This is a genomic window from Pseudanabaena sp. FACHB-2040, assembly GCF_014696715.1.
Classification (GTDB): Bacteria; Cyanobacteriota; Cyanobacteriia; order Phormidesmidales; family Phormidesmidaceae; genus JACVSF01.
On record NZ_JACJQO010000022.1, the window covers coordinates 318,838 to 338,916 of the forward strand.

A 20,079-nucleotide genomic window follows, 5' to 3' on the forward strand; every position below is an offset into this window, starting at 1 on the left:
TTCCTAGGCGGCATAGAAGTTTACTTGACCACCATAGGCCCGGCTGAGGTTGTCCCGGTTCAAGACGCGCTCACGTGGGCCACTGGCCACGAGTTCTCGGTTTAGCAAGATCAGGTTGTCGAAGTGGGTAATCGACTCGCCCAGGTCGTGATTGACCACCAGCACCAGCTTGCCCTCATTAGCCAACGACCGAAAAATTTGAAACAGCACCGTCTCGGTCTTTTGATCGACGCCCACAAACGGCTCGTCAAAGCAAAAGATATCGGCCTCCTGCGCCAAAGACCGGGCCAAAAAGACCCGTTGCTGCTGCCCACCCGAGAGCTGGCCGATGGGGCGATCGCGAAACTCAGCCATACCTACTCGTTCTAAGGCGGCTTCAGCTTTGCGGCGGCTGGCCGTTGAGAAGCGGCGGAAGAATCCAGCCTGCCGCACCCGGCCCATCATCACCACATCCCAAACAGTGGCGGGGTAGAGCCAGTCAATCTGGCTGCGCTGGGGCACGTAGGCAATGCGATCGCGCTTGTCTGCAAGCACCTCCTGCCCATAAAGCACCGAACCCTGAGTCACCGGCACTAAGCCCAGCATGGCTTTTAGCAATGTGCTTTTACCGGCTCCGTTGGGGCCGATCAGCCCTGTTAACCGCCCTGGCTGCACCGACACCGACACATCCTCAAGTGCCTTGACCTGCCGGTACTGCACGCTGACGTGATTCACCTGAATCGGCTGCACAGAAGTTTCATAGGCACGCACCAGCCGTAGGTTAGGGGTGTTGGAGGTGTAGGACCAGTTAGAGTCAGTCATGGGAAGGCTTCCATCGAAAAATGAAAGAATTATGAAACGAATACGGATAGTGTAGCCTGAAAAATGAAACGATTATGAAACTATTTCACCGCAAATGCTGAAGAACGCCCTCCGTCGCCAGTTGTGGCTTGGCACCGCCGCCGCTCTAGCCCTGGGGATAAGTAGTTGTGATACTCCTGGTGCAGGCCCAGCGCCAACAGATGAGCTGCAGGTCGTAGCTACCAGCACGATTCTGGCAGATCTGACGGCTCAGGTCGGCGGCGATGCCATCCAGCTCACCAGCCTGCTCAACCCTGGTGACGATCCCCATGTATATGAGCCTGTCCCTCAAGACACGGTGGCTATCGAGGAAGCCAACCTAATTTTCTACAACGGCTACAACTTAGAGCCGGGCCTGATCCGGCTGATTGCAGGAGCTGGGGCCGAAGAACGGGCAGTGGCCGTCGGTGAAGTGGTTGACCCGCTAGATTTTGAATACCAGGGGCAGATCGAGCCTGATCCCCATGTATGGGGGGACGTGGCTAATGCGATCGCAATGACCAACGCCATTCGCGATGCCCTGATTGAACTGTCTCCAGAAAACGAAAGTCTCTTCACTGAAAATGCCCGCCAGCTCACCGAGCAGCTAGCCACCCTAGATAGCTGGGTCGCTGAGCAGATTGCTACCATCCCGGCCGACCAGCGCCAGCTAGTCACCACTCACGACGCCTTTCAGTACTATGCCAACGCTTATGGGCTGACCGTGGCAGGCACCCTAATTGGCATCAGCACCGAGGAGCAGCCCAGCGCTCAAACAGTGAGCCAGCTAGTGCAGGCGATCCGAGCCGTTGGCGTGCCCACCATCTTTGCCGAAACCACAATCAACCCAGCCCTTATCCAAACCGTGGCCGAAGAAGCAGGCATTAATCTAGCCGACGATGAGCTGTACTCTGACTCCATCGGTGCACCCAACAGCAATGGTGACAGCTATATCAATATGATTGCGGCGAATACGTGTGCGATCGCAACTGCCCTTGACGGCACCTGCACCCCTTTTGAGCAGGGAGATCCATAACCAGCATGCGATTATGGGAAACATCTTGCTACCCTTTCCACCGTTCCCATGCAGCTCAGTGTGATCATCCCCTGCTGGAATGCTGAAGCCACGATTGCCCAACAGCTAGAGGCCCTGCGCCAGCAGCACTGGTCAGAACCTTGGGAAATTATTGTGGCCGATAACGGTTCGACCGATGCCACCCAAGCCGTGGTTCAGCGCTATCAAGACCTGCTGCCCCACCTGCGGTTGGTTAGTGCTGTAGGCAAACAAAGTGCCGCGTTTGCCCGCAATGTGGGAGCCCGGGCCGCCGCCGCCCCCCTGCTGGCCTTTTGCGACGCTGATGACGAAGTGGGCGAAGGCTGGGTCGCCGCCATTGGCACAGCCTTAAAGCAGCATAACTTTGTCGCCTCCCGGTTCGAGCACCGCAAGCTCAATGCGCCTCATCTACTCCAGTTTCGCCGCCCCAACCAGGCCAAAGGGCTAATGCAACATCCTTTTTTGCCCCATGCTGGAGCTTGCGGTCTAGGCATTCAGCGAGCCCTGCATGAGCAAATTGGCGGCTTTGACGAAGCCATCCGCTTTTTAGAAGACAACGACTACTGCTGGAGACTGCAGCTAGCAGGCGTCTCCCTCCAGTTTGTGGCCGAGGCTGTAGTCCACATCCGCTACCGAGAAACCCTCTTCGCCTCGTTTTTTCAGGCCCAACAGTGGGGCGAGTGCAGCGTTTTACTCTACCGTCGCTTTTTGCCCCAGGGCTATCCCCCCTTTACCTGGAAAGACGGCTGGCAGGAATGGTTCGCCCTGGCTAAGCGCCTTCTCAAGGTGCGCTCGAAAGGCACTCTAGCAAAGTGGCTGCGCGATTTGGGCTGGCGCATCGGCCGGGTTAAAGGAGCCTTTAAGTACCGTATTTTTGCCCTCTAGCGCCACCGAACGACTATGTTCACTTCACAGCACCCACTCCGACAGCGCCTCCATGCCTTCAGGCAGCAACGACAGCGCCAATTCCGGGCATTTCGTCTCATCCGTCAGCTCTACCAGCAGAGCCAGGTCAAGCAGGTAACCGCTGCCCCGGCCCTCATCGTTGCACCGCACCCCGACGACGAGACGTTGGGCTGTGGCGGCCTGATTGCCCTCAAGTGCCAGCAGGGTGCTGGGGTAAAAGTAGTTATTCTCACCGATGGCCGGGCTTCTCACGCCAACCATCCCCACTTACCGACCGAGCAGCTGGTCGCCATCCGCCAACAGGAAGCGGCTCAGGCCCTAGCCATTCTCGGCGTGCCTCCTGAAGATCTGCACTTTCTCAATCAGCCTGACCAAGGAACAGCCACTCTGCCCCCAGAGCAGCATCAGGCAGTGCTCGCCCAGCTCGTGAACCTGCTCCAGACATTTCGCCCCCAGGAGGTCTATGTGACTTACCGCCGAGATGTCCACCCAGACCACGAGGCAACGTATCGGCTGATTAAGGCGGCCATAACCCAGACGCAGCGGCCTGTCGACCTGTATGAATACCCGATTTACACGCTCTGGCGACCCTGGCTTTTAGACCTGAAAGCAGAGGGCATAGGCACCTGTCAGCGGATCTCCATTCACTCAGTGCTACGGCAGAAGCAGCAGGCAATTCGGGTATATCGATCGCAATATCAGCCTATTCCCCCTGATCAGAAAGCAGCCTTACCCGCAGGCTTCATCTACAGGTTCATGCGCCCCTACGAGCTTTTCTTTAAAGCTGAGCCAGAGAGCTGATTCAACCTAACTTCGGCTTTGTAGGTCGGTGTCAAGCGCAGCGCGAGCCAACATTCCCATGCGCCTAGCAAAGATGAATACGCTTGCTTTACCTATGCCACGAAAATAATCCTGTGTTGGCCTGATTGGAAGCAGCGGCAGAGCTACTAAGAAGAATGCCCAGGCAGAGCCTGGGCACTAGGTTAGGTGAAGCTTATTTGCTAGAAGGGCTAGCGCTTAGCTCTCTACCACCAGGCCAATGGGGCAGGACACATTAGTGCCGCCCATGCCGCAGTAGCCGCCAGGATTCTTCGCCAGGTACTGCTGGTGATAAGCTTCGGCATAGTAAAATTCCGGCGCATCCAAGATTTCAGTCGTAATCTCGCCATAGCCCGACTGGCTCAGGGCTTCTTGATACGCATTGCGGGAAGCTTCGGCCTGCTGCCGCTGTGCCTCTGAGTAGACATAGACGCCAGAGCGATACTGGGTGCCAACATCATTCCCCTGACGCATGCTCTGAGTGGGGTCGTGGTTTTCCCAGAAGACTTTAAGAATTTGCTCATAGCTAATCACAGCTGGATCAAACACCACCAGCACGACTTCGTTATGACCGGTTCTGCCAGAGCAAACTTCCTGATAGGTAGGGTTGGGAGTGTGGCCCGCAGCATAGCCCACCGCTGTAGTAAAAACGCCATTCTGCTGCCAGAACTTGCGCTCAACTCCCCAAAAGCAGCCCATACCGAACAGAGCCGTTTCCATGCCTGCCGGAAAAGGTGGCTGCAGTGGGTTGCCGTTCACGTAGTGCTTTTCAGGAACAGACATTTTTTCAGTCCGTCCGGGGAGCGCTTCGTTGGCAGACGGAATGGAGAGCTTTTTGCCAAAGCCAAATAAAACCATGAGGCGTAACCCCGTATTTGAGAGAACTTTTAGAAGGCACTTGCTTTACCTTTCATCATAAAGCAAGCCCCTAGGGAGTATAGATGAGGAAATCCTGAGTATTAGGAACGGTTTTCCTGAAACGAAGCCAACAATTCCTGCTTCTCCCTCTACCTTGCCGCGACAGTACCGTGTTTTCATGGCAGAGGAATCTCTCCTCCCTTTCTCTCAGCGCTACTTTGTCCCAAACAGCCGATCCCCTGCATCCCCCAGCCCCGGCAAAATATAGCCGTGACTGTCGAGCTTTTCATCCACTGCTGCTGTGTAGAGGGGCACATCGGGGTGCTCAGAGTGAAATCGCTCTACCCCTTCTGGAGCCGCTAGCAGGCAGAGAAAGCGGATGGAATGGGGAGCCGCCTGCTTGAGCTGATGGACGGCTGCGATCGCAGTATTGCCTGTCGCAATCATCGGGTCCACGATCAGCACATCTCGCTCCTCTAAGTCGTCAGGCACTTTGAAGTAGTACTCAATTACATTTAGCGTCTGCGGGTCGCGATAGAGGCCAATGTGCCCCACCCGCGCCGAAGGAATCAGCTCCAAAATGCCGTCTAAGATGCCCTGCCCTGCCCGCATGATCGAAACGACTACCAGCTTTTTCTCGGGAGCCAGCACCGGAGCCTGCATGGTGGCCATCGGCGTTTCAATAGTCTCTAGCTTGAGCGGCAGATCCCGCGTAATTTCGTAAGCCAGCAGCATACTGATCTCCCTCAATAGGGAGCGAAACTTGGCAGTGCTGGTGGTGGCCCGGCGCATCAGGGTCAGCTTGTGCTGCACCAGGGGGTGGTTGATGATGTGGACCTCGTTGGGCATGGGAGTTGGGGGTGAAGGGGCGGGAGGGTGGAGGGTAAGGAGGTTGGGGAGACGTGAGGATGCAGAGAAATAAGGGAGGTGAGGAGGATAGGGGAGGTGGGGTTAGGAGAATAGTAGGGTGGTTCTAAAGTTCCTCCTATCCCGCCCACTCATCCACCCGTCTACCCACCTCCCCTGCTATCAAAACACCGTACCATCACTAGCAAGCTGAATCGGCGGAGGCCCGCTGGGGCGTTTGACAGCGGCGATTTGGCGTCCGGCGGTCCAGGTGCCGCCTTGGAGAACTTTGGCTAGGGGGAGTTCGGTTGAGGAGAGGCTTAACTGCTGGCGGAGGGTCTCTGCTAGCTGGTCTAGCAGGATCACGGTTAGGGCGCGCCACTCTACGATCAGGGAGGAGTCGGGGGGGTGGGGTTGGGTGAGGACGGCGGCGTGCTGGGGCTGTAGCACCTCTAGGTCAATAAAGAGGCCACCGTTGCGGTATTCGGCTAGGCCGGTTAGTGCATCGAGTCCGGTGATCGTCAGGCCCAGCGCCTGAAGAGGTTCCAAAAGAGAGTAGGTGAGCCACTGGGAGAGCTTATGAAAGGGCACGAGCTGACTGCCAAGCCCGGTATTGGGCAGTTTGGGATGGGGCCAGACATCTCCCAGAGAAACGCCCTCCAGCGTGACGCGCCCTGGCCAAATGTCTCCTAGTCCCTGCAAAATGGCTTGAAGAATAGCGCTGGCGGGCAGCTGGTCGGCTTCAGCCTGGGTCAGCAGATAGTCTACTAAGTGCCCTGGTCTGGGCAGGTCAGCCCCAAACAGGTGGGGGGACTTGCTCAGGGCATAGCCCAGCTTTTGTAGCAGGGTAACTCGTCCCTCAACACCTACTAATGGATTCTGGTCGCTGACCTGAAATGCTGTTGCCAAATCTTCGGCCGTTAGCTGGGTGAGGCCAGGGGCATCGGCCTGCCAGGGTTGGTGAGGCTGGCTGGAGAAAAGGCCCGCTTTAAAGCAGTGGAAGCTTGCGATCGCAAGCCCCTCTGACCGTTGAAACACCTGCTTTGTCTCTGGCTCGACATATTGCCACTGAGCCCCCGCCCCCGCATCAAGCAGAACGCTGGTCACCGCCAGATCAAACAGGGTTCTGGCCCGCTCTAAAGGTTCCATAGCGGACAGTTCAGGTTCCAGCAGCGTCAGGCGAGACTCGCCGTTCACCTCAAAGTGTCGCCAGCGGGAGTGAAAGGGCACCGCTAGATCAGGGTAATGCGTCCGGATCACCTCAAGGACGTAATCTGCTGCCTGGGGCAGCTTCGTCAGGTCTACTGCAAAGTGGTCAAGCTGCCGCTGGCAGGCCAGGTCAAACAGAATTTGGCTGCGATCGCGAATGGCCTGAGGCGTTTGTAGGTAGGCGATGGTCGTCAATGGGTCTTCGGGGATCATCGCGTCTTTTTTCGGCACCCTCTGCATAGATTTACTCAACCAGACCTCGGCCTTTAATCAGGGCCAAGTCCTCTTCAGAGAGTGGCCCCTCGCCCGTGTAGTAGCCTGCCGCTTTTTTGGCCTCAATTTCCACCCGCGCATCTGCCGGAATCAGATCATCGGGAATCGGCACCCGCTCAACAATCTCAATGCCTGATTTAGTAATGGCGTTGTACTTCATGTCGCTCATGGAAACAAAGCGGTCGATACGGGTAATGCCTAGCCAATGCAGCACATCCGGCATCAGCTCTTGGAACCGCATATCCTGAACTCCTGCCACACATTCGGTGCGGGCAAAGTAAGCATCGGCCCGATCGCCGCCTTCCTGCCGTTTGCGAGCGTTATAGACCAAAAATTTAGTCACTTCTCCTAGAGCCCGCCCTTCTTTGCGGAAGTAGACGATTACCCCAGCTCCGCCCGCCTGGGCCGTTTCAATGCAGGCCTCAATGCCGTGAACCAAATAAGGGCGGCAGGTGCAGATGTCAGAGCCAAACACATCCGAACCGTTGCACTCATCGTGGACCCGCACCGCTAGCGGGCGATTGGGGTCGGTAATGGCAGCCACATCGCCCAGCATGTAGACAGTAATGCCGCCGATTGGCGGCAGAAATACCTTGAGGTCAGGCCGAGTCACTAGTTCAGGGAACATGCCGCCAGTCTGCTCAAACAGAGCGTAGCGCAGGTCTTCCTCACTGGCCCCTAGACGCTCAGCCACTCCCGGCAGATACCAGACTGGCTCAATTGCAGCCTTGGTCACAACCAGGTCGCCCCCCGGCTTCATGATCTTGCCGTCTTCCTGCAAGCGCCCCGCTCGCACCGCTTCGTTTAGCTCTGGCATCTGGATGTGGGCATTGGTGACGGCAATCGTGGGCCGAATGTCAAACCCCTGGGCCAGCAGCGGCTGATACACCTCCCCGACCACCGCGCCAAAGGGATCGAGCGAGACAATTTTTTCCGCATCGCCCCAGCTAGGGAAAGGGCCGATTGGAATTGCCGGTGCAGTGTTGGTCAGATCTGGCCGATGGTCGGGCTGCAAAACGCCGCTGGCCACAGCCAGCGCCCGATACACTGCGTAGGAACCGGAGTGAGTACCGATAGCGTTGCGATGTTTGGGGTCGCTCACTGTCGCCACAATCGGTCCCCGTTCTAGCGGGTCGGCTTGGCCCCACTGAATCGGCAATACCTGGGTGCCAGACCGGCTGGGGTGAGACGTCAGCATGATATGCCGTCGCTTGCCGTTGGCCCGGCTGCTTGGGGTTAGGCCATTTATAGGAGCATTCGTGGAATCGGTGAGATCGGTCATAGATGCCCTACCGGTAATTAGTTGAAGAGGTGAGCAAACCCAAGTTGAAACACCCAATGTAGCTTCTAAGCTGCCTACCTGCTGTACCTAGAAGCTACTAATTTCCCATACTGCTAGGGTCGGAACAAGTTAGAAGGGTTACAGACGAAAATTCCGTAATAGCAATAGACGCAGGAAGGGCGCAGAATCGTGCCAACATGGTTAAATACAAGTGCCCTCTTCAGGACCGAGACGCTGTGATGCTCAGTACTCGGCATTCTCCCAAAGAGATTGTCGATCGTTCTCTTCAAACCTGCCAACAGGCTCTACGCCGTACCGTAGGCCCCTCACTGTCAGCGGTTTCATGGAAAAAAGTTGCTCCCTTCTGGGGCTTGGGGCTTGCTAGTCTGGCACTGTCTCTGGTCAACGGCCCCCTGGTGATCTCTTTAGGTACTGGGCTGGTGACCTATCAGCAGCTCAGCCAGCTCACTCCGGAGCAGTGGCAACAGCTGGCCCAGTGGTTGCAAAAGCAGCGTGCCGCTTCTCTCTCAACCCGCAATAAGACTCTTCTGCTCAGCGGCACCGCGTTGGCTGCCACCTACCTGACTACAGCCATCTGGAGCGAGACTCATCAGGCCTCGGTTGCGATCGCACTTGGCAGCCAAAGCCTCCTCACCCTAGCGCTCCTAGCCTGGCTGCTGCGCTCCGCTCCCAGCCCCTCCCCTCCTCAGCCCCCCCAATCCCTCCAGCCCGATACCCTAGAATCTTTACTGGCAGAGCTGACTCACCCAGATCCGCTGCGACGGCTGGTGCGGGTGCGGCAGCTGACCCGGCTAGTCACCCCAGCGGCCGCTCAAGCAGGCTATCTCGATAGCGGTGCGGTGACGGTGCGATCGCATCTAATCGACTGCTTTCACCTAATGCTCTCGCAGGAAAGCGAACCCCTCGTCAGAACAGCCCTGCGAGAAGGCTTGCAGCATCTACGTCAACCCGCCCAACTGCCTGAGGGCGCACCGCCTTTGCCATCTTCAAAAGAAATGAAGCAAACCAGCCGAGTGCGCCGTCCCATAGTGGAATATATAGAACCGTAGTCCTGAAAATCTCTGAAGATGGATCGCTTCACCGTCGAGGTCATTTCCCAGACCCCCAACCCCCAGCAGACCATTTACGCCGCCATGCACCAGGACTACGCCGAAGGCTTCGTAGTCCATGATCGCGATCATTGGCCTAGCGAAGAACGTTGCGGAGAAATTATTGTCACCAGCCTGCTCAAAGGTGGACGAGGCCACTATGGCCCTCTAGAGCATCCTCAAATCGTTCTCAATGTCGGCTGGTTTCCCCACTCCTGCATGCAGCAGATTCGGACTCATCGCGTCGGCGTGAGCTTTGATGTGCAATGTCTGGCTGGAGATACTGAAGTTACCTTTGTCCAAGCCTCTGGCAGCTTGAGAAAAATTAAAATCGCCGAACTATACGACTTGTGGGCTAACGGGGAAAAAGCCAGCCGAGAGCGCAAAATTCTCGGTCGTAACGGTGAGCCACTCGGAAACTATCGCCGCAGCTGCAAAACCCGCTTCAAGAAGATGCGTCTGAGAGTTCTTAATGAAGAAACAGGCGTTTTTGAGATTGGTCACATTCAGGATGTGATGTGTAGCGGTGCGCAACCGGTTTACCGACTGACCCTCGCCGACGGTAAAACGCTCGACTGCACCACCAACCATCGTCTTTACACCTCTCAGGGTTGGCAACGGATGGGAGAAGCCCTTGGGCTGGTTACTGGTACTGATAATCAGGTGTTGGCCATTACCCAAGACTGCGAGTTAATGACCAATGGTGTAGTTCGGCCCAAGGCCCTCTACAGTCAAAAAAACTGGCTAGCAGCACAGATTAACCAGGGCTCAACAGCCCAGCAGATTGCTCAGCAGTGCAGTTGTTCTGCCGAAGTAATTCGATACTGGGCCAGGCAGTTTCAGCTCTCTCTACCTTCTAGTCGCCACCTAGGATTGAAAACTATTGCCGGCACTGGTCTTTATCGTGACAAGATCTGGCTTCAGAATCAGCTTGCCCAGGGGTTACATGCTGACGAAATCGCTGCTCTGGCGGGCTGTTCGGTTGAGTCAGTGAAAAAGTGGGCCTACGCCTACGGGTTAGAGCTAAATAAGCGTCCCCCAGGCTCCGAAAGTCCCTGGAATAGAGGTACTAAGGGGTATAGCCTAAATCTTTCCAAAGAAAGCCTAGAGAAGCGTCGCATCAATGCCAAAACCTTCACTAAACGAGGGGCTGAATCTAACTTTTGGAAGGGAGGTACTTCCACAGAACGGGAGTTGATTGGGGCTTGGACTCGCCAGGTAGCACCTCAGGTTCATGCTAGGTTCAACTACATCTGCCAGGGCTGTGGAGAACAGGGTAGTAATCTCCACGCTCACCATCTAGTGCCTGTGTTTGCCGATGAGTCCTTGGCTTACGAGTTTGAAAATCTCGTTTCTCTTTGTCGCCAATGTCACGAGTATATTCACCACAAGAATTTAGAAGCCGAATTTGCGGCAGATTTTCGGCCGATTACCGAACCCCAATTTTGGGCCGCTAAACCCAAGCCTGCAGGGCGCAAGCTGCAAGCCCATCCTGTTAAGGTTGTTGGAGTCGAATACCTGGGCGTGCAAACTACCTACGATTTAGAGGTTGCAGGACGTTGGCACAACTTTGTGGCCAATGGCGTTGTTGTTCATAACTCCTTTCGATATACGGGGCAAAGAATCTTAGACGTTGTAGACGGCAAACACGAGGTCGAAGAAGTCTTTTACCTACGGCCTTTAGGCTTCTACACAGATCGTCAGGGCAAGAAATACGAATACACCGAAGCTCAACGCAATAACGATATCGCCTGGTGTTTAGAAGCCAGCCGTCGCTATAAGGAACGCATTGAGCAGGGCTTTGCGGAAGAACATGCGCGGGGACTCATTCCGTTTGACATTCGCCAGCACTGGGTGATGTCTGCTAATGTGCGATCGCTCATGCACCTGCTTGACCTGCGCTGGAAAGCCGATGCCCAGCTTGAGGCTCAAAAAATGTGCGAGGTCATCTGGCCACACTTCCAGGCATGGGTGCCTGCTGTTGCTGCCTGGTACGAAGAAAATCGCCTGAAAAAGGCTCGTCTAGCCCCCTAGCAAATTACCCGCATCGCCGCGTCTGAGAAATACGCAGCACCATCTGATCAATGGCCTGCAGCATGACCGGGCCGGATTGTCCGGGCTGGTTGATGACGATGCTGAAGGCAACCATGCCGTAGTCGGCGTTGCTGACGTAGCCAGAGAGCGCTCTGACTCCCTGCAATGTCCCTGTTTTGGCTCGCACCTGTCCCACTAGCGGCGTGGCTCGAAAGCGATTGCGCAGCGTCCCGTTGACGCCGCTAAGGGGCATCGAGTAGTAAAACAGGGGGGCATTTTCGTGGGTATACATGGCCTTTAGCAAGGTCACCAAGGCGGCGGGCTGCACCCGGTTTTGGCGCGATAGCCCTGAGCCGTCTACCTGCCAGTAGCTGTCTGGGTTTACGCCCAGGGGAACCAGGGCCTGCTGCACTGCGTGTTGCCCGCCAATATGACGCAGCAGTGCATCGGCTGAATTGTTATTGCTTTCACGGTTGACCTGATCTAGCCACGGCTTGAGTTGCCCTACCTGCTGAGGGTCGCGCTGGGCCACAATTTGCAGAGCGGCGGCCGAGGTCAGTAGCTTTAGGGTAGAGGCCGGAATTAGTGGAGTTTGGGCATTGCGAGCGTAGAAAGGCGTCGCCTCATCTGTAGGCTCAACCACGATGCCCCACTGGGCGCTGGCGAATTGGGGCTGACTTGCGATCGCATCCAGCGCTGCCCCCAATTCCCTCGCACAAAATCCCCCAGCCTGCGCCACGACCTCGCGTTCCGACTCGCGCCCTGAGCTATCCCTTTGAAACAGTTCGGGGCTAGAAGCAGAGGCACTAGCAGCACTAGCCACCATTACCATCAGCGCCCCCACAGAAACAGCAAAACGGCGTCCCCAGTCTAGGGAAGAGTGCTTAAGTTTCACAAAATACCATCCTTGCAATGCGTGTAGCTCCAGTTAAGCCCCATCCCAGAATCGCGGGAGACAGCTTACCCAAATTGTTTCATAAGCTCACTTCAAAAGGACCGTAGGCAGGCAAGGGCAGTTCCCGGCCAGCAGTCAGTCCTGAGATAGCACCTGCAGAAAGCAGCATATCACGAAGAATCAAGAATGATTATCACTCCCAAAAACGAGGCGAATCGGCTCTAAAAACCGTGATTTCACCAGTTCTGGTCTAACGGCAAGAGGGCTTATGCTCATCCGGTAAAGGTGGCACACTAGAAGCAGCATTTTTCCTCGGTCTCGATGGCAATAACATTGGAAGTGGTCTATCACAGCCCGCCTGAAAGATCGGCTGGCTCGGTTGTGGCAGCAGGCGAGTGAAGCAGTCAGCAGCCATCGACTCAGGCAAGCGGTTACCCCGCTGGAAAAGGATGCTAGCCATCTTCAGCCTCCTTGGTTTTACCTACGCCTCAACCTGCTTTTTCCTGCTTGTTCGGCAACGCCACCTAATCTATCGGCCTAAACCTGAGCTTTCGATGGTGCCAGGGGCAGCGGCCTTTAACATGCCCTATGAAGACGTGTGGGTACCGATTGCCGGTTCTCAGGGGCTACACGGCTGGTGGATTCCGGCGGCCTCTCCTCAAGAGGGCTTCTCGGTTCTGGCTAATGAACCGGCCCAAGTTCTCCCCTCGGCCAAGGTCATGCTGTATCTCTGCGGGGTGGGCCGCAATATGGGCGACTACAACTATCTGGCGAGAGCGGCAGCATTTCGGCAGCTGGGGTTTTCGGTACTGGTGTTTGACTACCGGGGTCATGGGCGTAGTGAGGGCAGCTTCCCCAGCGAAGATCAAGTGTATGCAGATAGCCAAGCAGCCTGGGACTACCTGCATCAGGTTCGCGGCTTTGCCCCCGACCAGATTGTGATCTATGGGGAATCGCTAGGGGGTGCGATCGCACTCGATCTTGCCCTAAAGCAGTCTGAAGCAGGTGGATTAATTATGCAAAGCTCGTTTACTTCAATGACTGAAGTTATTCAACACAGGCCCCTGCTCAAGTTCCTCCCCATCGACTGGCTTCTAACCGAACAATTCAGCTCACTCGCCAAGATTCAATCGCTGCAAATGCCGGTTCTATTTCTGCACGGCACCGACGATTCTGTAGTTCCAGCTGAGATGAGCCAACAGCTATATGCAGCGGCCCCTGAACCCAAGCAGCTATTTCTCATCACCCAGGCTGACCACGTCAGAATTTATCAGCCGGGAGAGCGGTCATACCTAAAAGCGATCTCAAGCTTTATTGAGTCTTTACCGCGATAGGTGAGAAGTCAGTCAAAGCGCTTAGACAGCGGTTTCATAGGCCGGGAACCTTAAATAGATACCCCTTGAGCTAATTTTCTACAGTTCGAAATAGAAGGCCCCCTGAAGTCGATTGGTGCTGATCGCCAATCTCCTGGCCCATAACCTTTTCGTAGATCTTTATGACCGCTATCAACGAGCTTTTTCTCTACTCAACTTTGGCGCGCTTCAGCCTGCTCAAAAAGAGCTACATCGCCAAAATTATGCTGGTGGCCTTTCTAGGTACCCACGTTCCTCTGCTGGCCCTAATGCTGAGTTTTGTTCTCTCCAACGCCTACTCCTGGGAGACAGCGGTGCGAGTGCTGGTCACTGCGCTACTGGCAACTCTGGTGGGAACAGCCATCACCCTCTGGGCGCTTCACACTTTGCTAGCGCCGGTCATTTTAACCTCAGGAGCACTGCAGAACTATCTTGATACCAAAACCTTGCCTGACCTGCCGACAGACTTTACCGATGAGGCGGGCAAGCTGATGGCCAACACTTCGCAGACGCTGCACAAGCTAGATGAGCTGATTCACTACATCAGCAATTATGACAACCTCACAGGGCTGCCCAACCGAGATTTATTTTGCGATCGCATCCATCAGGCCCTAGCCGAACCGCAAAACAACCAGCGCGTGATAGCCGTTCTGCTGGTAGCCATGGATGACTTTACTAGCATGAGCCACGCTTGGCAGACCGAAACCGCAAATGCACTGCTGCGGCAAGTGGCTCAGCGGGTAACAACCTGCCTTTCTCCAACCGGCTATCTGGCTCGATTGAGTGGCGATGAGTTTGCGATCGCGCTGACAGACATTCCCACCTTCGAGACGATCACAAAGCTCTCCCAACTGCTGCTGGCTACTCTGGCAAAGCCCTTCTGTGTAGAGGGCAAGCTCATTCACCTCACTGCCAGTATCGGCATCACCCTCAGCGCCCTAAACGAGTACACTGGTATCGATCAGCTGCTGCAGCAGGCCCACATGGCCCTACACACCGCTAAAGCGCAAGGCCGTAGCCAGTACCGATTTTACTCCCCCGAGACAACCGCTCGGCTGCAGCAACGCATAGCCCTGGAAAACGAACTGCACAAAGCCCTTGAACACAACGAAATGCAGGTTTATTACCAGCCCCTAATCGATCTAGAAAGCGGCCAAATCACTGCGGTGGAAGCGCTGCTGCGCTGGCAACACCCCACCCTAGGGATGGTTTCTCCGGCCACGTTTATTCCCATTGCTGAGGCCAACGGCCTAATTGTGCCGCTGGGAGAATGGATCTTGCGGACAGCCTGCACCCAAAACCGAGCTTGGCAGCGGGCCGGCCTGCCCTCCATACGCATGTCGGTAAACCTGTCTGCCCGACAATTTGAGCAGCCCGATCTGGTAGACATTGTCGGGCAAATCTTGGCAGAAACCGGGCTCCACCCCGATTACCTGGAGCTAGAAGTGACGGAAAGCGCGTTGATGAACGATATGCTGAACTCCGTCAAAACGCTAGAGCAACTGAAAACGCTGGGCATCGTCCTGGCGCTAGACGACTTTGGCACCGGCTACTCTTCCCTAAACTATCTGAAGCAGTTTCCGGTGAACATGCTCAAAATCGATCGCTCCTTTGTGCAGGATGTGACCTCAAATCCAGACAGCGCAGCGGTTGCCAATGCCATCATTGCCTTAGCCAAGAGTCTGCGCCTGAAGATTACAGCAGAGGGCATCGAAACCCAAGAACAGTTCGACTACCTCAAGCTGCAAGGATGCGATGAGGGGCAAGGATTTTACTTTGCCCGTCCAACCCCTGCTGAAGCCTGCACCCAGCGGCTCATGCTAGGCTCTAAGCAGCTTCAGGTCGCTTGAGAAAGCAGCCCTGGCAGTCTAGTGTTATCCGCGAACACCTCAAGCATCAGCGGCATGCTAGGCTGCCAGCGACTGTCTCAATGAGCTGAGTATGGTGTTTCTATCGGGCTGGTTAACGGTTCTTGTCGTAGGCTTGATCGCCGTCATCACCCCCGGCCCCGACTTTGTGCTCACACTGCGGAGCAGCCTGACCCATTCTCGGCAGGCAGGTATCTACACTGCTATCGGGATCGGCGCAGGCAACCTGGTTCACGCCACCTACTCACTCATTGGCATTGGGGCCATCGTCTCCCAATCCATTCTGCTGTTTAACCTACTCAAGGGGTTGGGGGCAGCTTATCTGATATACGTAGGCATCAAATCCTTACGAGCCCAAAAAACCGCAGTGGGTATAGGAACTGTCCGCTCTAGCCGCAGCATTAGTCGGAAAGCAGCTTTTCGGATTGGCTTTTTCGGCAACTTGCTCAACCCCAAGGCGACTCTGTTTTTCCTGGCGTTGTTTACACAAATTGTTCAACCCGCTACTCCGGTCTTGGTTCAGGCTGCTTATGGAATTGCGATCGCAGCCTTAGCCCTCATCTGGTTCACGCTAGTTGCCGTCTGGATCTCGCAGGCAGGCATCAAGGCACGGCTAGAAGCTTGCTCCCATTGGCTAGAGCGCTTGGCAGGAGTAGTCTTAGTCACCTTTGGCGTACGGCTGGCGGTGGCTGAACTTAATCAGCAATAGGTTGGGCAGCCGCGATTACCTGTTCTTTGCCGGGTCCATAGGTTAGCTCTAGGGTCTGCTCGCTGGCAGCAGCTTTGGTGGCTGTGCGATAGACTCGCTCATTGGTTGGCAGGGTGCGGCGCTGGCCGTCGTGGTCAAAGGTAATGGCGTAGTCTACGGACTTCAGCAGTTGGGGATCGGTGCGAAGTTCGGCAGTGAACTGCTTGCCCGATTCCAGCTCATCAGCGGTGGGGCGAGGGGGCAGTTCTGGCCACCACAGCCCCTTATCATCGGGGCCGGTGACAGCGAGATCGGGCTCTACCCCATCGCGGTTGACCAGCGAAGTCGAGGCAAATTTCTGCCGCCGAATGGTTTGAGCCCTATCAAAGCTCCTGGCATACTCGACTTGCCAGGTATAGGTCACCGTTGCTGTGGCTTCGTAGGTTTCGGTGGTGATGTCTGCGCCTGTGGGCAGCCGGGTTGCTGCTTCTTGACAACCAGCCAGGCTCGTTACGGCTATGCCTGCTAGGCCAGCAACTAACCAGGGAGCAGACAATCTTTTCATTTTCAATGCCCGCATAGGTAGTGATGAAGCTCGACGACAAATCGCTTCTGCACTTTAACAGAACCGCCAGCCCGAACTGCTGTTGGCTCACTGCAGATGACGTTCATTAAGCAGTGTTAGGTTCCTGCTAACAACAGCTAACCTGCCCGGGCAGCGGATTGTTTCGCACCCCAGAACTAGCCCTGTGCGTCCGGTGTTTTCCGCAGGTGGGTTCTGGGTATGCTCACGTCCATAGACTACGAGCTTTACTACGGCTTTACGTCGGTTGGTTTGGAAATAGTTAAGACAGGGCAATGTTCTTCATGCACGGTTAAGAGCAGTAGTACGATGGCATCGGTTGGCTTATTCGACCAAGGGTTATAAACCAACCCCTTCAGGCCGTTGACATCGTCTAGGCTGTTGACATCGTCACACGCTGGCAGAGAGCCCTGCTTTCGGCAGTGTTTCTACCGAGTATGGACCCTGAATAGCCCCCCTAGGTGACCCTCTCGTAATAAGAGCATCACAGATGACTCAAACGCCCCTTCCCCTGCAACAAACTGTTGCATCATTGCCCCCCTTTGATCGGCTGCCTGAAGCTGCGGTCAACCAACTGTTGCAAACGGCGCAGCCCTATAAATATCGAATTGGCCAGCCCATATTGCGTCGAGAAGTGCTCTCTCAGCAGGTAATTTTACTGCTGGAGGGGCATGCCCGCCTGCTGGGCTACGACCCCCGCGACCAAAAGCCGATTACGCTGCAGCGTCTGGGGCGGGGCGAACTCCTAGGCGTTGCCAGCCTGATTCGAGGCAACTCCTGCGAGACGGTGATTGCTTCGACAGAAGTTTTGGCGCTGACGCTGCCAGCTTACACTTTCCTACAGTTTCTCAAGGACTATCCTGAGTTTGGGCGGGCAATCTGCGATCGCATTCACCTAATCGAAGCCTTTGACTTGGTCAGCCAGCACTCCCAAGACCAAGCCTTTGATGCTGGCAATCTTAAGGCCAAGGCCCATATTGTCTGTGAAGAGGGCACCGTAGTCACCCTGCCCTACGGCAAGAGCAGCCTCAATCACCTCGATCCGCGCCTCACCTGGATTCTCAGCGGCGGCAACGTGCTGAATGTGCTCGGCGGCAGTGCGATCGCACTCCAGTCCGGCCAGAATACCTTAGATGTTCTCAGCCCCCAGGGAGCCAGGCTGGTCGGCCTGAGCCAAGAAGCCCTGAGCCAGACATTGCAGGTTGCACCTACGCCCAGCCCAATAAGCAACGGCTTACGGCTAGATCCCGCAGCCATTCCCTATGCCCCCGACGAGTTGCCGGAAGGCACGCTCAAAGACAGCGATCCCAAAGGCGATACCAGCCGCAAATATCCCTTTGCTAAGGGGCGCGGTGAGGTAGATGGAGCCCTGGCCTGCTTCGACATGCTCAGCCAGTTCTACAAAATGCCCTTCCGGCGAGACGTGATTCGGCGCATTCTAGTCAACCAAAAGGACCGCACTGGGCAACTGTCTTTGCCCCTCTGCGGATCGATGGCTGAAATGGTGGGCCTGCGAACTCAGCTGGTCAAAGTTCCGACCAGCGCCTTCAAGCGCCTCAGAACGCCAGCTCTAATTCGCTGGCAAGAAAGCTTTGCGGTTATCTACGAAACCTCTGAGAAAACCTTTATCCTGGGCGATCCGGAAGTCGGCCTGATTCGCCGCACTCCGGCCAGCTTTGAAGATGCTTGGGACAACGGCGGCGAAGTGCTGCTGTTAGAGGCCACCAAAGAAACGCCCAAACAGCGCTTTGGCCTGCAGTGGTTTCTGCCCTCGCTAAAGCAGTACCGCTGGGTGCTGGCCGAGGTACTGATCGCCTCTTTCTTTGTGCAGCTCTTTGGCCTGGTCAATCCCCTAATGGTGCAGGTGATCATCGACAAGGTGATCTCTCAAAACAGCATCGACACGCTGCAGGTGCTGGGCATTTTCCTAGTAATTGTGGCGATCTTTGAAGCCATTCTTACCAGCCTACGAACGTACCTGTTTGTCGATACCACCAACCGGATCGACATGGCCCTAGGCTCTGCCATCATCGACCACCTGCTGCGGCTGCCCCTGCGCTACTTCGACAAGCGCCCGGTGGGCGAGCTCTCCAGCCGCATCAACGAGCTGGAAAACATTCGCCAGTTTCTCACCGGCACGGCCCTAACCGTGGTGCTAGATGCGGTTTTCTCCGTGCTCTACATCGTGGTTATGTTTATCTACAGCTGGGTGCTCACCCTGGTTGCCCTGTCCACCATTCCGCTGTTTGTGCTGCTGACTGTACTGGTTGCGCCGATTGTGCGCCAGCAGCTCCGTGTCAAAGCCGAGCGCAACGCCGAAACCCAGTCCCTGCTGGTGGAATCGCTCTCCGGCATTCAAACCGTTAAGGCCCAAAATATCGAGCTTAAGACCCGCTGGAAGTGGCAGGAGCGCTACGCCCAGTACGTCAGTGCCGGATTTAACACGGTGCTGACCTCTACCACGGCCGGGTCGGCTAGCAACTTCCTCAACAAGATCTCAGGGCTGCTAGTGCTGTGGGTGGGAGCGTATCTGGTGCTGCAGGGCGAGCTGAGCCTAGGCCAGCTAATTGCCTTCCGCATCATTGCTGGTTACGTGACTGCGCCCGTTTTGCGCTTAGCTCAGCTCTGGCAAAACTTCCAGGAGACGGCCCTGTCTCTGGAGCGCCTTAGCGACATTATCGACCACCCCCAAGAGGCCGACGAAGCCGACCAAAACCAGATTCCCATGCCAGAAGTTAGGGGGAACGTCAGATATGAAAATATCGCCTTCCGCTTCGCCGCCTCTGGGCCGCTGCAGCTGGTCAATATTAACCTGGAGTTTGCCCACGGCCAGTTTGTCGGGGTAGTGGGCCAGAGTGGTTCGGGTAAGAGTACTTTGATGAAGCTGCTGCCCCGGCTCTACGAACCCGACTCGGGCCGGATTTTGATCGACAACTACGACATCAGCAAGGTCGAGCTTTACTCCCTGCGCCGCCAGATCGGCATTGTGCCTCAGGACAGCCTACTGTTTGACGGCACCATTCAGGAAAACATTGCCCTGACCAACCCCGATGCTAATGCTGAGAGCATTATCGAAGCGGCCACCACTGCCTGTGCCCACGACTTCATTATGGATTTGCCTTTGGGCTACAACACCCGCGTTGGTGAACGAGGGTCGAGCCTATCGGGGGGTCAGCGGCAGCGGATTGCCATTGCCCGTACCATTCTGCAAAACCCTCGCCTGCTGATTCTAGACGAGGCTACCAGTGCCCTCGACTACGATACCGAGCACCAGGTTTCGATGAATCTGAAGCGATGGGCCCAGGGCCGTACAGTATTCCTGATTACTCACCGGCTCAACACAATTCAGCAGGCCGATGTCATTCTGGTGATGGACCAAGGTTCTGCCGTAGAGCAGGGCACCCACGCTGAACTGATGGCGCTCCAGGGCCGCTACTACTGTCTCTATCAGCAACAATCCAGTGCGCTTTGAGGACTTTTCGGC

General features: G+C 55.8%; 16 protein-coding genes. 9 read left to right on the plus strand and 7 right to left on the minus strand.

Features of this window, described 5'->3' with window-relative positions; all coding sequences use genetic code 11:
• Positions 1-3 precede the first annotated feature (3 nt).
• Positions 4-801, minus strand: a complete 798-nt coding sequence (locus H6G13_RS24430) for a metal ABC transporter ATP-binding protein (RefSeq protein ID WP_190487805.1) — start codon at positions 799-801, stop codon at positions 4-6.
• Between the two features lie 94 nt (positions 802-895).
• Between H6G13_RS24430 and H6G13_RS24435 the strand changes: the two genes are divergently transcribed.
• The 3 genes from H6G13_RS24435 to H6G13_RS24445 are packed head-to-tail and all read left to right on the plus strand — an operon-like array spanning position 896 to position 3,580.
• Positions 896-1,855 carry a zinc ABC transporter substrate-binding protein gene (locus tag H6G13_RS24435; RefSeq protein WP_190487807.1) on the plus strand — a complete coding sequence of 320 codons (960 nt, stop codon included), beginning with the start codon at positions 896-898 and terminating at the stop codon, positions 1,853-1,855.
• Positions 1,856-1,903: 48 nt separating this feature from the next.
• Positions 1,904-2,758: a glycosyltransferase gene (locus H6G13_RS24440; protein WP_190487809.1), complete on the plus strand. Its 855-nt coding sequence runs from the start codon at positions 1,904-1,906 to the stop codon at positions 2,756-2,758.
• A 15-nt stretch (positions 2,759-2,773) separates the two neighbouring features.
• Complete coding sequence (locus H6G13_RS24445; protein WP_190487811.1) at positions 2,774-3,580, plus strand: PIG-L family deacetylase; 807 nt, start codon at positions 2,774-2,776, stop codon at positions 3,578-3,580.
• Between the two features lie 216 nt (positions 3,581-3,796).
• Here the strand turns inward: H6G13_RS24445 and msrA are convergent, their stop codons facing one another.
• The 4 genes from msrA to H6G13_RS24465 form a co-directional block, all read right to left on the minus strand.
• Positions 3,797-4,456 carry a peptide-methionine (S)-S-oxide reductase MsrA gene (gene msrA, locus H6G13_RS24450; RefSeq protein ID WP_190487813.1) on the minus strand — a complete coding sequence of 220 codons (660 nt, stop codon included), beginning with the start codon at positions 4,454-4,456 and terminating at the stop codon, positions 3,797-3,799.
• A 213-nt stretch (positions 4,457-4,669) separates the two neighbouring features.
• The gene (upp, locus tag H6G13_RS24455; protein ID WP_190487815.1) at positions 4,670-5,305 is read right to left on the minus strand and encodes a uracil phosphoribosyltransferase; all 636 of its coding nucleotides are present in this window, start codon (positions 5,303-5,305) and stop codon (positions 4,670-4,672) included.
• Positions 5,306-5,485: 180 nt separating this feature from the next.
• On the minus strand, positions 5,486-6,751 hold the full coding sequence (locus tag H6G13_RS24460; RefSeq protein ID WP_242028502.1) for a URC4/urg3 family protein: 1,266 nt from the start codon (positions 6,749-6,751) through the stop codon (positions 5,486-5,488).
• Between the two features lie 4 nt (positions 6,752-6,755).
• On the minus strand, positions 6,756-8,066 hold the full coding sequence (locus H6G13_RS24465) for a GTP cyclohydrolase II (protein ID WP_190487817.1): 1,311 nt from the start codon (positions 8,064-8,066) through the stop codon (positions 6,756-6,758).
• Between the two features lie 239 nt (positions 8,067-8,305).
• Between H6G13_RS24465 and H6G13_RS24470 the strand changes: the two genes are divergently transcribed.
• Positions 8,306-9,136, plus strand: coding sequence for a hypothetical protein (locus tag H6G13_RS24470; protein WP_190487820.1), 831 nt, complete (start codon positions 8,306-8,308; stop codon positions 9,134-9,136).
• An 18-nt stretch (positions 9,137-9,154) separates the two neighbouring features.
• Positions 9,155-11,209 carry an FAD-dependent thymidylate synthase gene (gene thyX, locus H6G13_RS24475; protein WP_190487822.1) on the plus strand — a complete coding sequence of 685 codons (2,055 nt, stop codon included), beginning with the start codon at positions 9,155-9,157 and terminating at the stop codon, positions 11,207-11,209.
• 4 nt (positions 11,210-11,213) lie between these two features.
• Here thyX and dacB read toward each other — a convergent pair whose 3' ends face one another.
• Complete coding sequence (dacB, locus tag H6G13_RS24480) at positions 11,214-12,104, minus strand: D-alanyl-D-alanine carboxypeptidase/D-alanyl-D-alanine-endopeptidase (RefSeq protein ID WP_347277527.1); 891 nt, start codon at positions 12,102-12,104, stop codon at positions 11,214-11,216.
• 395 nt (positions 12,105-12,499) lie between these two features.
• On the opposite strand from dacB, the gene H6G13_RS24485 reads away from it, so the two are divergent.
• The 3 genes from H6G13_RS24485 (at position 12,500) to H6G13_RS24495 (ending at position 16,033) form a co-directional block, all read left to right on the plus strand.
• The gene (locus H6G13_RS24485) at positions 12,500-13,438 is read left to right on the plus strand and encodes an alpha/beta fold hydrolase (protein ID WP_347277528.1); all 939 of its coding nucleotides are present in this window, start codon (positions 12,500-12,502) and stop codon (positions 13,436-13,438) included.
• Positions 13,439-13,599: 161 nt separating this feature from the next.
• Positions 13,600-15,306: a GGDEF domain-containing phosphodiesterase gene (locus tag H6G13_RS24490; protein ID WP_190487824.1), complete on the plus strand. Its 1,707-nt coding sequence runs from the start codon at positions 13,600-13,602 to the stop codon at positions 15,304-15,306.
• 91 nt (positions 15,307-15,397) lie between these two features.
• Positions 15,398-16,033 carry a LysE family transporter gene (locus tag H6G13_RS24495; RefSeq protein ID WP_199306658.1) on the plus strand — a complete coding sequence of 212 codons (636 nt, stop codon included), beginning with the start codon at positions 15,398-15,400 and terminating at the stop codon, positions 16,031-16,033.
• Here H6G13_RS24495 and H6G13_RS24500 read toward each other — a convergent pair.
• The gene (locus H6G13_RS24500; protein ID WP_199306664.1) at positions 16,020-16,577 is read right to left on the minus strand and encodes a hypothetical protein; all 558 of its coding nucleotides are present in this window, start codon (positions 16,575-16,577) and stop codon (positions 16,020-16,022) included. The two genes, H6G13_RS24495 and H6G13_RS24500, sit on opposite strands and share 14 nt — an antisense overlap.
• Positions 16,578-17,085: 508 nt before the next feature.
• Here H6G13_RS24500 and H6G13_RS24505 point away from each other — a divergent pair.
• Positions 17,086-20,067, plus strand: coding sequence for a peptidase domain-containing ABC transporter (locus H6G13_RS24505; protein WP_190487826.1), 2,982 nt, complete (start codon positions 17,086-17,088; stop codon positions 20,065-20,067).
• Positions 20,068-20,079: the final 12 nt, after the last annotated feature.

What these genes read in the sequence shown, in the direction of transcription:
- H6G13_RS24470 (WP_190487820.1), top strand. Translation starts at nt 8,306, where the DNA reads ATGCTCAGTACTCGGCATTCTCCCAAAGAGATTGTCGATCGTTCTCTT.
- H6G13_RS24460 (WP_242028502.1), bottom strand. Translation starts at nt 6,751, where the DNA reads ATGCAGAGGGTGCCGAAAAAAGACGCGATGATCCCCGAAGACCCATTG.
- H6G13_RS24430 (WP_190487805.1), bottom strand. Translation starts at nt 801, where the DNA reads ATGACTGACTCTAACTGGTCCTACACCTCCAACACCCCTAACCTACGG.
- H6G13_RS24500 (WP_199306664.1), bottom strand. Translation starts at nt 16,577, where the DNA reads ATGAAAAGATTGTCTGCTCCCTGGTTAGTTGCTGGCCTAGCAGGCATA.
- H6G13_RS24445 (WP_190487811.1), top strand. Translation starts at nt 2,774, where the DNA reads ATGTTCACTTCACAGCACCCACTCCGACAGCGCCTCCATGCCTTCAGG.
- H6G13_RS24490 (WP_190487824.1), top strand. Translation starts at nt 13,600, where the DNA reads ATGACCGCTATCAACGAGCTTTTTCTCTACTCAACTTTGGCGCGCTTC.
- thyX (WP_190487822.1), top strand. Translation starts at nt 9,155, where the DNA reads ATGGATCGCTTCACCGTCGAGGTCATTTCCCAGACCCCCAACCCCCAG.
- H6G13_RS24505 (WP_190487826.1), top strand. Translation starts at nt 17,086, where the DNA reads ATGACTCAAACGCCCCTTCCCCTGCAACAAACTGTTGCATCATTGCCC.
- H6G13_RS24435 (WP_190487807.1), top strand. Translation starts at nt 896, where the DNA reads ATGCTGAAGAACGCCCTCCGTCGCCAGTTGTGGCTTGGCACCGCCGCC.
- H6G13_RS24440 (WP_190487809.1), top strand. Translation starts at nt 1,904, where the DNA reads ATGCAGCTCAGTGTGATCATCCCCTGCTGGAATGCTGAAGCCACGATT.
- upp (WP_190487815.1), bottom strand. Translation starts at nt 5,305, where the DNA reads ATGCCCAACGAGGTCCACATCATCAACCACCCCCTGGTGCAGCACAAG.
- H6G13_RS24495 (WP_199306658.1), top strand. Translation starts at nt 15,398, where the DNA reads ATGGTGTTTCTATCGGGCTGGTTAACGGTTCTTGTCGTAGGCTTGATC.
- H6G13_RS24465 (WP_190487817.1), bottom strand. Translation starts at nt 8,066, where the DNA reads ATGACCGATCTCACCGATTCCACGAATGCTCCTATAAATGGCCTAACC.
- msrA (WP_190487813.1), bottom strand. Translation starts at nt 4,456, where the DNA reads ATGGTTTTATTTGGCTTTGGCAAAAAGCTCTCCATTCCGTCTGCCAAC.